Annotated in this window: 11 protein-coding genes and 1 pseudogene; 2 read left to right on the forward strand and 10 right to left on the reverse strand. The window is 46.1% G+C overall.

Annotation, left to right across the window (positions count from 1 at the left end):
* Nucleotides 1-5: 5 nt before the first annotated feature.
* From xdhB to OQJ75_RS19340, 7 genes are all read right to left on the reverse strand, one after another.
* Entirely contained in the window at nucleotides 6-2,396 is a 2,391-nt protein-coding gene (gene xdhB / locus OQJ75_RS19310) for a xanthine dehydrogenase molybdopterin binding subunit (protein WP_265974532.1), read from the reverse strand.
* Nucleotides 2,389-3,834: a xanthine dehydrogenase small subunit gene (xdhA, locus tag OQJ75_RS19315; protein ID WP_265974533.1), complete on the reverse strand. Its 1,446-nt coding sequence runs from the start codon at nucleotides 3,832-3,834 to the stop codon at nucleotides 2,389-2,391. Before xdhA ends, xdhB begins: the two co-directional genes overlap by 8 nt.
* Nucleotides 3,835-4,321: 487 nt before the next feature.
* Nucleotides 4,322-5,056, reverse strand: coding sequence for a GntR family transcriptional regulator (locus tag OQJ75_RS19320; protein ID WP_265974534.1), 735 nt, complete (start codon nucleotides 5,054-5,056; stop codon nucleotides 4,322-4,324).
* A 193-nt stretch (nucleotides 5,057-5,249) separates the two neighbouring features.
* Nucleotides 5,250-5,936 carry a DNA-3-methyladenine glycosylase I gene (locus OQJ75_RS19325; protein ID WP_265974535.1) on the reverse strand — a complete coding sequence of 229 codons (687 nt, stop codon included), beginning with the start codon at nucleotides 5,934-5,936 and terminating at the stop codon, nucleotides 5,250-5,252.
* 116 nt (nucleotides 5,937-6,052) lie between these two features.
* Nucleotides 6,053-6,568, reverse strand: coding sequence for a GNAT family N-acetyltransferase (locus OQJ75_RS19330; protein WP_265974536.1), 516 nt, complete (start codon nucleotides 6,566-6,568; stop codon nucleotides 6,053-6,055).
* Between the two features lie 42 nt (nucleotides 6,569-6,610).
* The gene (locus OQJ75_RS19335; protein ID WP_265974537.1) at nucleotides 6,611-7,237 is read right to left on the reverse strand and encodes an HD domain-containing protein; all 627 of its coding nucleotides are present in this window, start codon (nucleotides 7,235-7,237) and stop codon (nucleotides 6,611-6,613) included.
* Nucleotides 7,238-7,449: 212 nt separating this feature from the next.
* Nucleotides 7,450-8,109 carry an HAD family hydrolase gene (locus OQJ75_RS19340; RefSeq protein ID WP_008221043.1) on the reverse strand — a complete coding sequence of 220 codons (660 nt, stop codon included), beginning with the start codon at nucleotides 8,107-8,109 and terminating at the stop codon, nucleotides 7,450-7,452.
* Between the two features lie 412 nt (nucleotides 8,110-8,521).
* On the opposite strand from OQJ75_RS19340, the gene OQJ75_RS19345 reads away from it, so the two are divergent.
* Nucleotides 8,522-9,850 carry an anaerobic C4-dicarboxylate transporter gene (locus OQJ75_RS19345; RefSeq protein ID WP_265974539.1) on the forward strand — a complete coding sequence of 443 codons (1,329 nt, stop codon included), beginning with the start codon at nucleotides 8,522-8,524 and terminating at the stop codon, nucleotides 9,848-9,850.
* A 111-nt stretch (nucleotides 9,851-9,961) separates the two neighbouring features.
* On the opposite strand, the gene OQJ75_RS19350 is transcribed toward OQJ75_RS19345, so the two are convergent.
* The 3 genes and pseudogenes from OQJ75_RS19350 to OQJ75_RS19365 form a co-directional block, all read right to left on the reverse strand.
* On the reverse strand, nucleotides 9,962-10,285 hold the full coding sequence (locus tag OQJ75_RS19350; protein ID WP_265974540.1) for a DUF4144 domain-containing protein: 324 nt from the start codon (nucleotides 10,283-10,285) through the stop codon (nucleotides 9,962-9,964).
* A 99-nt stretch (nucleotides 10,286-10,384) separates the two neighbouring features.
* Nucleotides 10,385-11,176, reverse strand: a pseudogene (locus OQJ75_RS19355) (CLCA_X family protein).
* Between the two features lie 102 nt (nucleotides 11,177-11,278).
* Nucleotides 11,279-11,968, reverse strand: a complete 690-nt coding sequence (locus tag OQJ75_RS19365) for a flavin reductase family protein (protein ID WP_265974542.1) — start codon at nucleotides 11,966-11,968, stop codon at nucleotides 11,279-11,281.
* 178 nt (nucleotides 11,969-12,146) lie between these two features.
* Here OQJ75_RS19365 and OQJ75_RS19370 point away from each other — a divergent pair, with 178 nt between their 5' ends.
* Nucleotides 12,147-13,478 (forward strand): ferric reductase-like transmembrane domain-containing protein, encoded by a 1,332-nt coding sequence (locus OQJ75_RS19370; RefSeq protein WP_265974543.1) that lies wholly within the window; start codon nucleotides 12,147-12,149, stop codon nucleotides 13,476-13,478.
* The last annotated feature ends 74 nt before the right edge of the window (nucleotides 13,479-13,552 follow it).

Consider the following 13,552-nt stretch of genomic DNA (forward strand, 5'->3'; position numbering starts at 1 on the left):
GAGCCCTAAGCCGTTTCTGATTGTGCATCGACCGAAGTCGGGGCCGTTTCAGTCACTTCCTGAATCGCCATCAGAATGCGTTCTGGCGTTGCAGGAGTGTTGAGCTTAGGAATCGCACCATCTACAGCGACATAGCTAATCGCATCTTTCAGTGCGCTCCATACCGACATACCCAACATGAAAGGGGGTTCACCCACGGCTTTCGAGTTGAAGACGGTGTCTTCTGGGTTGCTGCGGTTTTCCAAAAGGTGCGTTCTGAAATCAATCGGCATATCAGCAATCGCTGGGATTTTGTAACTCGCTGGGCCATTGGTCATTAAGCGGCCTTGCTGGTTCCATACCAGCTCCTCTGTCGTCAACCAGCCGACACCTTGCACAAAGCCACCTTCAACTTGGCCGATATCAATCGCAGGGTTCAGTGAAGCGCCCACGTCATGCAGAATATCGACTCGCAGAATCTTGTTCTCGCCCGTGAGAGTATCGATGATGACTTCTGAACAAGAGGCACCATACGCGTAGTAGTAGAACGGGCGGCCGCGCGCTTTCTCGTGATCGTAATAGATCTTTGGAGTGCGGTAGAAGCCCGTGCTCGATAGCGAAATTTGGTTAAACCAAGCCAGTTCAACAAACGAGTTGAAGGTCATGATTTCATCGCGGATCTGTACCATACCGTTCTTAAACACCACTTCTTCAGGCCACACTTTGAAGTGCGAAGAAGCGAAGTCGATCAGGCGCTGCTTAATGGTTATTGCGGCGTTTTGCGCGGCCTTACCGTTGAGGTCGGCGCCCGATGAGGCTGCGGTTGGTGATGTGTTCGGAACTTTGTCTGTGTTTGTAGCGGTGATCTGGATACGTTCGACATCGACTTGGAACTCCTGTGCAACGATTTGTGCCACTTTGATGTTCAAGCCTTGCCCCATTTCCGTACCTCCGTGATTCAAATGAATACTGCCATCGGTGTAGATATGGATGAGCGCACCTGCTTGGTTCAAGAAAGTCGCAGTAAACGAGATGCCGAATTTCACTGGCGTGATCGCTAGACCTTTCTTCAAGATAGGGCTTTGCTTGTTGAACTCAGCGATTTCTTTACGACGTGCGTGATAGTCACTGCTGCGTTCAAGCTGTTCGGTTATCTCAGGTAAAAAGTTGTCTTCAACGGTTTGGTAGTAATGGGTTACGTTACGGCCTTCTTCGCCGTAGTAGTTCGCCTTACGTACTTCCAAAGGATCTTTTTTCAGGTAACGCGCAATCTCATCCATGATGTGTTCGATAGTCATCATGCCTTGCGGGCCACCAAAGCCACGATACGCAGTGTTCGATGCTGTGTTGGTTTTGCATCGATGACCAACCACAGTTGCATCGCCTAAGTAGTAAGCGTTGTCTGAGTGGAACATTGCACGGTCGACGATAGAGCTTGATAAGTCTGGCGAGTAACCACAGTTACCTGCAACGGTAATGTCGGCACCTTGAATCACACCATTGTCGTCAAAACCGACTGTGTATTGGTTGTAGAACGGGTGGCGTTTACCGGTTTGCTGCATGTCTTCACTGCGCAGCAGACGCATTTTGGTAGGTCGGCCTGTAAGGTGGGCAATCACCGCTGCCATACACGCAGGAGAGGCTGCTTGAGTCTCTTTACCACCGAAACCACCACCCATACGACGCATATCAATCACGACTTTGTGCATCGGTACGCCAATTACTTCTGCAACCAGCTTTTGAACTTCGGTCGGGTTCTGTGTAGAGGTGTAGACGATCATGCCGCCATCTTCGGTTGGCATTACGCTACTGATTTGGGTTTCTAGGTAGAAGTGCTCTTGGCCGCCGATCTCTAGGTCACCAGAGATCACGTGTTTCGCTTTTTTCAGTGCTGCTTTTGAGTCACCACGCTGTTGAGTGTGGCTTTCTGTTACGAAGTGCTCTTTCTCTAGCGCTTCTTTGACATCAAGAATGGCAGGTAGCTCTTCGTATTCAATAATCGCTGCGTGTGCGGCTTTGCGTGCGGTTTCTAGATCGTTGGCTGCTACAGCAATCACGGGTTGGCCGTAATATTCTACTTTGCCGTCAGCAAGCAGTGGGTCACCCGGTAGGATTGCACCGATATCCAGCTCACCCGGAACGTCTTTGGCTTGGATAGCAATGGCTACACCATCAAATTCGTAACACGGTGAAACGTCGATCTTAGTGATCTTCGCGTGTGCTTGAGTACTCAGGCGTGCGTACACGTGCAGTTGATTGGGAAACTCTAGGCGGTCATCAATGTATACCGCTTCGCCCGTTACTTGTTTGGCTGCACTGTCGTGTTTAACGCTCTTACCCACGCCAGTTTTTAGGTCTTGTTTTGCAATGGTAACCATCTCTTCGTGGGTCATCGCATGCTTGTTTGAATTAGACATAAGACGTTACCCTTGTTTCGATTTGGTTGTTTTTATTCTGTTGTTCAATGAAGTAGCGACGCAGCATGTTTGCCGCCGACAATGAACGGTATTCTTGGCTTGCACGGAAATCAGATAGCGGTTCAAAGTCGTTATACAGTTCTTGCATCGCTAACTTAATATTAGCGTCTGTCCATAGTTTGCCTAATAACGTATTTTCACAACGGGTTGCGCGCTTAGGCGTTGCAGCCATACCACCAAAGGCGATACGAGCGTGTGTTACCTTGCCATCTTCGACTTGAATATCGAACGCGCCACATACTGCAGAGATGTCATCGTCTAAACGTTTAGATAGCTTGTAAGCTCGGAAACTGTCATTGGCTGGTTTAGGGATGATGATTTGCTCAATGAATTCACTCTCTTTTTGAGCTGTCACCTTGTAGCTGATGAAGTAATCTTCGATCGGCATGATGCGAGACTCATCCCCACAACGCAGTTTGATTTTTGCATTAAGCGCAATTAGCAGGGGAGGCGTATCACCGATAGGAGAAGCATTGGCAACATTACCGCCGATGGTGCCTTGGTTACGTACTTGCAGTGAAGCAAAGCGGTGTAACAGCTCACCAAAATCTGGGTAGTGTTTTTTCAGCAGTGAGTAAGAGTCACTGATTGGAAGGTTGGCACCAATGATTAAGTCGGTGTCTGTCTCTTCACATACCTTCATGTCTTCAACAAGGTTTACGCTGATCAGTGTTTCAATCTCACGATGGAATTGCGTTACTTCCAGTACTAAATCCGTGCCGCCAGCTACCAGCTTAGCGTTCGGGTGGGCTTGAAAAAGCTTGGCCAGCTCATCAGTGCTTTTCGGGGAAAAAGCGGTGAGGTGACCAAGGCGTAGGTTGGCTTCGGTGTCTTGAATACCTTCTAGCTTCTTGATGGTGTTGCGTTCAAGTTCAGCAAATTGGTCGATCAAAGGTTGGTCTGTTGAGAGCGACATCGCGGCATCAACAATAGGTCGATAGCCTGTACAGCGACATAGGTTACCCGCCAGTGATTCCATGACGTCTTCTTTGCTCGCATCGGGTTTGTTCTTGCCTAGCGCAAACATTGACATGATGAAGCCCGGCGTGCAGTAACCACATTGTGAACCGTGAAAATCAACCACAGCTTTCTGTACAGGGTGCAGTGACTTATCTCGGTTTTGTAGATCTTCTACTGTGATTAGCTGTTTTCCGTGCAGCGCTGAAACGAACGTAAGGCAAGAGTTCACCGAGCGGTATTGCAGCTGTCCATCCACCACTTCACCTAAAACGACGGTACATGCGCCACAGTCACCCGACCCACAACCTTCTTTGGTACCGGTTTTATTAACCTTGGTACGAAGGTAATTGAGCACTGTCATATTCGGCGACAGATTGTCTTCACGTCTTATTTCCTGATTGAGCAAAAAAGTAATCAAGAGACCTCCTTGTAAATCGACATTGTTCCATGTGTATTCTTTTTGACTTCTAGGTCAATAATTATCCATCCTGACCCTGCGGTCAACTATTTATTTACAAAAATGCAACAACAAAGCGCCAGTTAGGATTGTATACAATCTTATTTTATTTTTAGGGCTATGTTTTATATGGGGTTTTACTAGAGGCGTTCAGTTTTATGCTGTGAATTAATTGTTGGCTATGTATACAAAATAAAGGCAAGGTTTGTGGCGATTGTGGAATTGTGTAAACGAGAGCAAATTCGTCATTTAGGTCTGAATGGGTGGTAGTTAGAGGTGAAAATGAACCGATCTTTTTCTTTATTCTACTGGGGAAGGTATAAAAAAGAGAAGTAAACACAGAGGCTTACTTCTCTCCCGTCTTGTTAACAAAAAGTTGTCAACAAAAAGATGCTAAAAGAAGGTTGGTAACAAACAATTGCCAGCGGTTCGTTAGATAGGTCGCTTGTTACGATTTGCTTTTAAGTAGATCTGAGAACACAACATGCAGATCACTAGACGCTGTGCTGCTGTCTAGGTTGAGCTTAGATCGGATGTGACTTAAATGTTCTTTCATTAAGTCAACCGCCTGTTCTTCATCGCCGGACTCAATGGCATCAAGCAACCCTTCGTGTTCATCCAAAGAACAGTTTGAGTGATTACCTGTTTCGTATTGAGCGATCAGCAGTGAGGTTTGCGACACTAGGCTGCGCTGGAAGGCAAGCAGTGGTGCGTTTTCTGCCATTTCTGCCAGTTTGATGTGGAACTCACCAGACAAACGTAATCCAGAGCCGTAGTCACCTTGGTCAAAGGCGCAGTTCTCTTTTGCGACCAATTTTCTGCACTCGTCGATTTGAGCTTTGGTTGCGTTTTTTACGGCAAGCTCTGTGATTGCAAGCTCCATAACTTCACGTGCTTTAAATATCTGTTTGGCTTCGTCTACCGTTGGTGCTGCAATCATGGCCCCTCGATTTGGACGGATCACCACAACTTGTTCTAAAGAGAGGCGCAACAAGGCACGGCGAATGATAGTGCGGCTAACGCCAAAGATTTCTGCTAGTGCTTCTTCGCTTAATTTGGTGGCTGGTGGCAGCCTTTGTTCTAGTATCGCGTCGAAGATATGGCAGTAAACAACATCGTCTTGAGTCTGGCCTGTTACTTTTGTTTTTACACCTTTGGAGACAGAATTTTTGAGAGCTGTCATAGAGATAAGGACCCTTGTTTAGTCGAGTTGGGTTGGTCGAGAATAATTCATGAGTGTTACTCTATATTGTATACATTTATCTATACAATGCCACCGGATGAAAGTGCGATGCACGCTTATTTGTTAATGACTTATAACATTTAGTTTGCAGTGAACTGTGTGCAATCTAAAGCTTTAAGCCATTCTTCTTGAACTAGACGCGATTATCGCCACAGCTGTAGGCGACGATCTGGCTTATTTCACTCAGGGTACGACCTGATTGCTGCTGCCACTCGTTGAAAGCCTTACTTGCCGCGACTTGTGCTCGCTTGGTATTGCGACCGCTATCGACCACATCAGTGCTGCGTAGGTGCGCTTCCACGTCAGAAGATAAGATGAATGTGTCTTTGCCCATTTGGCGCAAGGTGTAAGCACCTGTGTTACCACCTAATCGCTTGCCGTGTTTCTTCAGGTAATCCCACAGTTCTGTAATTCGCTCTGATGGCCAGTCGGCAACCATTTGTGAGAAGGAATCTGCCTCACGCTTGGCATTGTGGATCATCATTGCGTTGGCAGGGATGGTCATCACCTTAGTGAGGTGGCGAATAATGCGTGGATCTTGCGCTTTCTGCTCCCACATCTCATTCGGCAGCATCAGCATCTTTTCGATGTCGAACTCAAAGAACACTTCTTCAAATTGCGGCCATTTCTTCCTCACTACATTCCACGAAATACCACACTGGAATACCTTTTCGGTAAAGGCTGCTAGCCAACGGTCATCGGTGATTTGTGATAGCTGGGCTTGCGATAGAGGTGCTCGAACAATCTTTTCGAGCTCTGCTGCGCCACCTTTACGATGAGCTGCTCGTTGGTAAATGGTGTCGAATTTTTCTTGGGTCATGGAAGGTTCCAAATTAATACGATTTTCTAAGATATAGGGTCGAATCTGGCAATTAAAACGATTCTGTTAACTAAAGTAAGTCTGTTAATTAAAACGAACAAGCCGACTAAAACACGCTAGCTGAGCTTTAATTCCATTTGATACAGAGGCCAGGTGTTGCCATTGAATTCTTTGCATTTTGGTTCTTTGTCGACCACTTGAAAGCCCGCTTTGTCGTAGCAACGTTTTGCACCGATATTCTGTTGAAATACCGCCAAGCTGATTGTGGTGACATCAGGGATTTGTTTCGCAGCTTCTAATGCACTTTCTATCATGGATTGCCCAAGCCCTTTGCCTCGTTGGTTTGGGTGAATAGCCACTCGGCAGAATCGAAGTTCACTGTCTGACATACGTTGAAACTCCATAAACCCGATCAGTTCTGAGTTATTGCCGTTCGAACTCAGTTCAGAGAGAGCACTAGACACAGAGAAGGTATATAGCTCAACTTGAGGCTCTTGAGAACGTTCGATGATGGAGGCGGCTTCTAACGGCCAACCAAATGTTCGTCCGCCCCATAGTACGTAGTCTTCGAGTGATGTGAACCAAGTGACGATCTCGTCGGCATCGGAGGCTTTAAAGCGGTTTATGTCCATATCCTTGTCTCTTCCTTATCGCGTGTCTCTTTTTCTAAACCGTTAAACTTCCGCACCCAACTGTTCAAGAAAGCCACGCATGTAGTCGGTGCGCTTGTTGGCTTCTAACTTAGCAGATTCTGTATTCATGGTTTCTGCTAGCTTAAACAGCTTCACGTAGAAGTGGTCGACGCTGTAATGCTTGTCATCTAAGTCACGTTGGTTCGCAAACGGGTCTTCGTGATTATACAGCTCTGCGTTAAAGCTCTGACCCACGTACAGGCAGCGAGCAATGCCAATCGCACCGAGAGAATCAAGGCGATCGGCATCTTGGACTATCTGAGCTTCTAAGGTTTCAGGTGTGATGTTAGCGCTATAGCTGTGCGTGACAATGGCATGATGGATCTCATCCAGATAGAGCGCGGGATAGTCGATAGACTTGAGGAAAGAGATCGCTTTGTCTGCTGCCATTTGCGAGCTTTGGGCTCTGTCTGGGTGGTTCTTAGGAAAGGTGAAGCAATCGTGAAGATAAGCGGCGGGTAAAACGACTTCAAGCTTAGCCTGTTCTTGTACACACAAAGCCTTAGCTGTTTTGACGACGCGCTTAATGTGGCTAATGTCGTGCGCGGCATCTTGTGTCATTTCTTGTTGTGCAAAATCAAGCAGTTGGTCTTCAAACTTTTCCTTCACGCGTCTCTTTCTCCCTATGTAGACGTTAGCAACCTTGTTGATCACCTAAGCATTTATGTCACATCGACTTTAACAGTTTCAAGCGCGAGTTTTTATCTTTTATAAAAGGAATGGCAACAAAAATACCGACTCTGTGAGTCGGCTTAATAGAGAGGCTTGTCTACGTATTTTAGGACGAGACAGATAAAAGCATTATCAACGGTAGCGAGAGCCTAAGCTGCAGCTTGTTGAAGCTGTGCTAACACATCATGCAGAGAAGGGCTGATGGTGTGTCCAAGCGCTTTTACTTCGTCACATGGCTCTACTAAATCAGGGATCTGGAAACTGATCATGTTAGCTGCCATCGATGCGCGAATGCCATTGTTTGAATCTTCAAATGCTAGGCAGGTTTCAGGTGCAACACCTAGGCGCTCAGCCGCCAGCAAGTAAATCTCTGGGTGAGGCTTGCCGTGAGTCACTTCGCAGCCTGTGCTTAGTGAAGTGAAGTAAGAATCTAGGCCTGCTAGCTCAAGCTTCTTCTTGGCGATATCTAGCTGAGTGGAAGTTGCCACCGCGATTGGAATGTCATTTGACTTTAGCCATTCAAGCAGCTCGATCACGCCATCTTTTACCGGGATCGCTTGGTTTTTAACAATTGCACTGTAGCGGGTGCGCCATTCATTATTCAGTGCTGGGTAGTCTAGGTTTTCACCGTAGCCATTTCGAAAAATCTGTTCGATGGTTTTTGCGTTACAGCCAATGATGCCAAGATAAACATCTTGCAAAAACGGAACACCTTGCGCGTGACATGCTTCTTCAAATACCTGCATACAAAGTCGCTCGGTGTCAAGCAGCAGTCCATCCATATCAAAAATAGCAGCTTGAAAATTCATATCTGTGGTTCTTAATGTGTTGTCATCGTAAGGGCGGGTATTTTGACACAGTGTTTTGGGATAGGCGAGTTAGAGTTCAGTAAAACAGCGATAATTGTATTACAAAATTTTAAGGGGACAGGCGCAATCCGTTATTGGCTTCTGAATGGGTGATAGCGTTTAGTTATGATATTTAAATTTTATAGATTCAGGCGTTCTAAAAGAAACAATGAACATCAGAATGCATAACAATCCTTGAGTTTCACCTGAGTGAAAAATTACATTTTCGATACTTAATCGCCCGTTATCGTGACCCTAATCTTATAAAAAACAATCCATTAAAACGCTCAATAATTGTGTGACATACCAATAAGTAAAGTACTGAACATACAGACAAAATATCACTAGTCCACATTTTTTAGCAGGGTTGCTTATGTTGTATTTTGAGTTTCTATTTTTACTTGTCGTTCTCTATATCGGTTCTCGGTATGGCGGTATTGGTCTAGGGGTTGTTTCTGGTATTGGTTTGGTGATTGAGGTCTTTATCTTCAAGATGCCGCCAACATCCCCACCTGTTACCGTAATGCTGATCATTCTCGCGGTGGTAACCTGTGCTTCGATCCTCGAAGCGGCCGGTGGCTTAAAATACATGCTCCAAGTGGCGGAAAGGGTACTAAGAAAGAACCCGAAACGCGTCACCTTGATAGCTCCGTTTGTGACTTACTCGATGACTTTTCTATTGGGTACTGGCCACGCGGTGTATTCCATTATGCCTATCATCGGTGATGTGGCATTGAAGAACGGGATTCGTCCTGAGCGTCCAATGGCAGCGGCTTCAGTCGCCTCGCAACTTGCGATTACCGCATCGCCAATTTCGGCGGCAGTGGTGTACTACCTAGCACAACTTTCAGATATTCAACATTCCATTACTTTGCTTTCGATTCTGTTAGTAACGGTGCCTGCAACCTTGTTCGGTACGCTGTTACTTTCTCTGTACAGCTTGAAACGCGGTAAAGAACTGAACGACGATCCTGAATACCAAGCGCGTCTAAAAGATCCTGAGTGGAAAAAACGCATTGAAAGCACTACTGCGACTTCTTTGGATGAAGTTCTGCCTACTTCGGCTCGTAATGCGGTATTGATTTTCCTACTTTCAATTGTCGTGATTGTTATCGTGGCGATGGTACCTGAGATCAGAACCATCGTAGACGGCGACAAGCCAATCAAGATGTCGGTGATCATCCAAATGATGATGCTCTGCTTCGGCGGTATCATCTTGCTGGCAACCAAAACTGACCCTCGTGATGTACCAAATGGTGTGGTATTCAAATCGGGTATGGTGGCAGCAATTGCTATCTTCGGTATCGCTTGGATGTCGGATACTTACTTCCAATACGCAATGCCTCAGTTCAAATCTGGCATCGTGGAAATGGTAACCAACTACCCATGGACGTTCGCACTAGCGCTATTCATCGTATCGGTTGTGGTGAACTCGCAAGCAGCAACGGCACGTATGATGTTACCTGTTGGCCTTGGCTTAGGATTAGATCCAGCACTGCTTATCGGTTTGATGCCAGCAGTTTACGGCTACTTCTTCATCCCGAACTATCCATCAGATATCGCAACGGTTAACTTTGATGTGTCTGGCACCACCAAGATTGGTAAGTGGTACTTCAATCACTCATTCATGTCGGTGGGTTTAATCGGAGTGGTCGGTGCATGTTGTTTAGGCTACGCACTGGCTCAGATTTTTATCGCTTAATCTGTTAACTAAGTAAAACGAAAAACAGCGCCTATTTGGGCGCTGTTTTTGTTTGTTCTGTATTAATTCACTACTGTGCTTCGAAGTTAGGTTTCGAACTAATAACCAATATTAACGTGGCTCAAAAGCCAAAGACTGAATAGCTTCTTCGATCGTTAGGAAGTGGATCTTCATTAGGCACACTTCTGCTTTCTGGAACTCGTGATTTCGAATCAGTTTGGTCACGCTTTCAATCGAATACTGGTCTGCTCGTTTCGCTAGAGACAGTTGGTTTGAGCTCGATTGAAGTGCGTAGCTGTCACCTTCAGAATCGATGAGGTAATCCTCTTCGCCCAAAATCATGTCTGAGCATTCGGCTTGAAAATCTTGTTCGGACGCGACGTAAATAAGCTCATCATCACCGTCGAGTTTTACCAAAGATGGCCAACTGATCATTACTGCCTCTAAATCATGGATGTTGAAGTTTGATTTCCGACTATAAACACTTTTCGTTGATGGATCATCTCTAACCTCTAACCTCTAACGACTCGAAGGTTACTTACTTAAAGATCGGCCCAACGGCGCGAAGTAACCTTGCAGCGCTTGATAAATCTCTTTGCGATGCTTGAGGTCTGGATAGATAGGGAACATATCCGGCTTGGTCGTGCCATCGACTAAGTAAGAATTCTCGATATCTGAACAGGATTCAATCGTAGCTTCAAAGGCTCGCGCCATCATTTCTGTTGGTAGTGAGAAGTAACGAGCCGACGTTGCCTTGTCTGCAATGACACTGCGTGCAACGTAGTCGTGTTTATCTAGGTTGTTGTCACTGAGTAGTGTGGCATCGAATACAGACATCAAACTCTCGTTTAATGGATGAGGTCGCACCTTTCTATCGTGTAGCCAGCAGTCACTAGCAAACAAGATGTGTTTTCTTGGGCCTGAGGTATCACCAATCTCAAACGCCTTTTCGGCAATGTAGTGGTCAAATGCATGCCAGAACTCATGCGCTAACGCACCAGCACCTGCGTTTTTAGCGAGGGCTAACTCTCTTTGGTTTGGCGCGTAGTGTGCTTGTACACCCTTTCTGCCACCACTGCCGAACGCCAAACCTAATGTGCCACGCAGGCCAATCGCTTCTGGTGGCAAAGCCAAGATGTAAGCCAAGTCGGCTAGCGAGTCGAATATCAGATTCGCAGCGAGCTCTTTCTCTTCTTTCGTCAGTCAAGCTCCCACACGAATGCTGCCCATACCGAAGGTCTGTTTGATGTCCATGAAAGACACCTGATCGCCATGCCGATAATCTGGGCCTTTGCGAGTCTTGTACTTAAAGTGAGTTAACTTCAAAAGAGTCCTTAGAAATGGCGGTAGATGTAGCTCAGATCGTTGTGTGCGCACTGAGTTAAGCTGAGAAAGTTAACACCTTTGTGACTAAATTACCGAACAAAATTAGCTTAGATTGAGCTCACGAGCTTCCCATGAGGTTGGGTTTCCTTCACGAGTCAGCGGAAACAGAGACTTGTCTGGTTTGGCATAACTTAAGCGGTGAAGCCTTTGAGTGACATGGTAGCTGTCTAGCCCTGAAATCGTGACTAAATCTAGCGCTTCTAAATCAAGGTAGCCATCCGGCATCACGGCACGTTTGGGTGCTTGAATCGTAATGACCTCTCCAATCAACATTTGCGTTTGATTGCTTTCAATCGATATCTGTTCTTTCAAAACTAACCCTATTTTGAGACTGCTTTCTAAAACAAATGGTGCGGGGAACATGTCGTCATAGTAAGGGGTGAGCCCGACGGCTTTGAATTCGGATGCCGACTTTGGATAACGAGCCGAAGTTTGATGCGCTTTCTGAACAAAATCAGCGCCGATACTGTTGATGGTGAAGTGTCGAGTTTCTAGGATATTCTCTAATGTATGGCGACGGCTTTCTGCTGGCCGAACTATGAAGCCAAACAAAGGTGGATTCGACCCTAGATGAACCACAGAGCTCACCACAGCAAGATTTTCTAACCCTTGTTTATCACACGTACCAATCAGGTTTGCGCTCTTGAACCCCGATAAGGAGTTAATTAAGCGAGCGCGCTCTCGCTGATCCATCGTTTGTATATCTTGTCTTGAAAGGGTCATATCCTTCATATCTTCTCTTCTTCTCATTTTTGTTTTCGACGACTTGTTCACTAACCAAACCATATTTACGCGGAAGCCCCCTCTAACGATCAGCTGAGCGTGTGCCTTTGCATAGATTTACGTATGTTGACGTCGCTTTACATCACGCAAGCTAAAGTAATGATGTCGTCTTTATGAGTGTTAAAAAATGAAAACAGTCCGCAATATCCTCTGGGCAATGATTGCCATAATGTCAGCCTTTTGGTTTGCGATGGAACCGCAACTCTTCGCTTCAAGCAACGTATTTGAATGGCGCTCCGCCATGATTCAGTACTCGGGTATTTTGTCTCTGATGTTAATGTCCATCACCATGGTTTTGGCGATGCGTTTGCCTATGGTCGAGAATTGGCTCAAAGGTATGGATAAAGCGTATCGAGTGCATAAATGGCTTGGTATCGGTGGTGTAGCGATGGGTGTCACGCACTGGTTGTGGTACCAAATCCCTAAGTCACTGGTGACGTCTGGTGTATTGGATAAGCCTGTTCGACACAATGGTTCAGGGCCACAAGCTGTGTTGACTGGTTGGGAAATGTGGGTCAACGAACTGCGCGATATTGCTCAAAGTATCGGCGAGTGGGGCTTTTATCTATTGCTGGTTTTACTTGTGGCGTCACTATGGGCGGCAGTGAAATACAAACCGTTCAAATTGTCACATCGCCTGATGTCGGTCGCGTACCTGTTTATCGCTTTTCACTCGGTAATACTGCTTAAACGAGCGTATTGGGGAGAGCCGATTTATTACCTAACTGTGGCATTTGCTTTGGTTGGATCTATCGCTGCGATTTACAGTTTGTTGGGTTTGGTTGGACGTCGTAATCGTCACTCTTCGACCATTGCTTCGACTCGCTACTTTCCACAGGCTGAAGTGATGGAGCTGGTGTTAAAGCCGGATGCATCTTGGCAAGGTCACAAAGCAGGACAGTTTGCTTACTTGCGTTTCGGTAATGAAGATCCGCATCCGTTTACCATTGTTTCTGGCAGTGAAGATTCAGAACTGCGTTTCTTGATCAAAGAGTTGGGTGATTTTACCAATGGCCTTTATGAGCGAGTGCAAGCGGGCGATGCGGTTACGGTTGAAGGACCCTATGGTCGACTTGATTTTGACCTAAGCAAACCTCAAATTTGGATTGCGGGTGGTGTCGGGATTGCTTCTTTCTTTGCTACGCTTGAAGCGCTCAAAACAGAGCAAGATCATCCGCGTATCGAACTGTTTTACTGTACTCGCGGTGTTGATAAGCAATTAATCGATGAGTTGTGGCACCTGGCACATGAGGTTGGTGTGAAGTTAACCGTGATAGACACTTTACATTCACCGCGACTGAACGCCGGAAGAATTGTCAATCAATGCGGTGACCTCAACGAATACGAGGTGTATTTCTGCGGGCCAGAGTTGTTCTCAACATCGTTGAAAAAAGAATTAGACACTTATCAGTTTGATATTGAAAAGCACTACCACGAAGAGCTGTTTGTGATGCGCTAATAGTTGTCAGTTGATGAATTGAATGGGGAAGCATCTCTGGGGTGAGCTGTGGCTGAGAACAGACGGTTTAGATT

This window comes from Vibrio sp. 14G-20, from assembly GCF_026241515.1.
Taxonomy (GTDB): domain Bacteria; phylum Pseudomonadota; class Gammaproteobacteria; order Enterobacterales; family Vibrionaceae; genus Vibrio.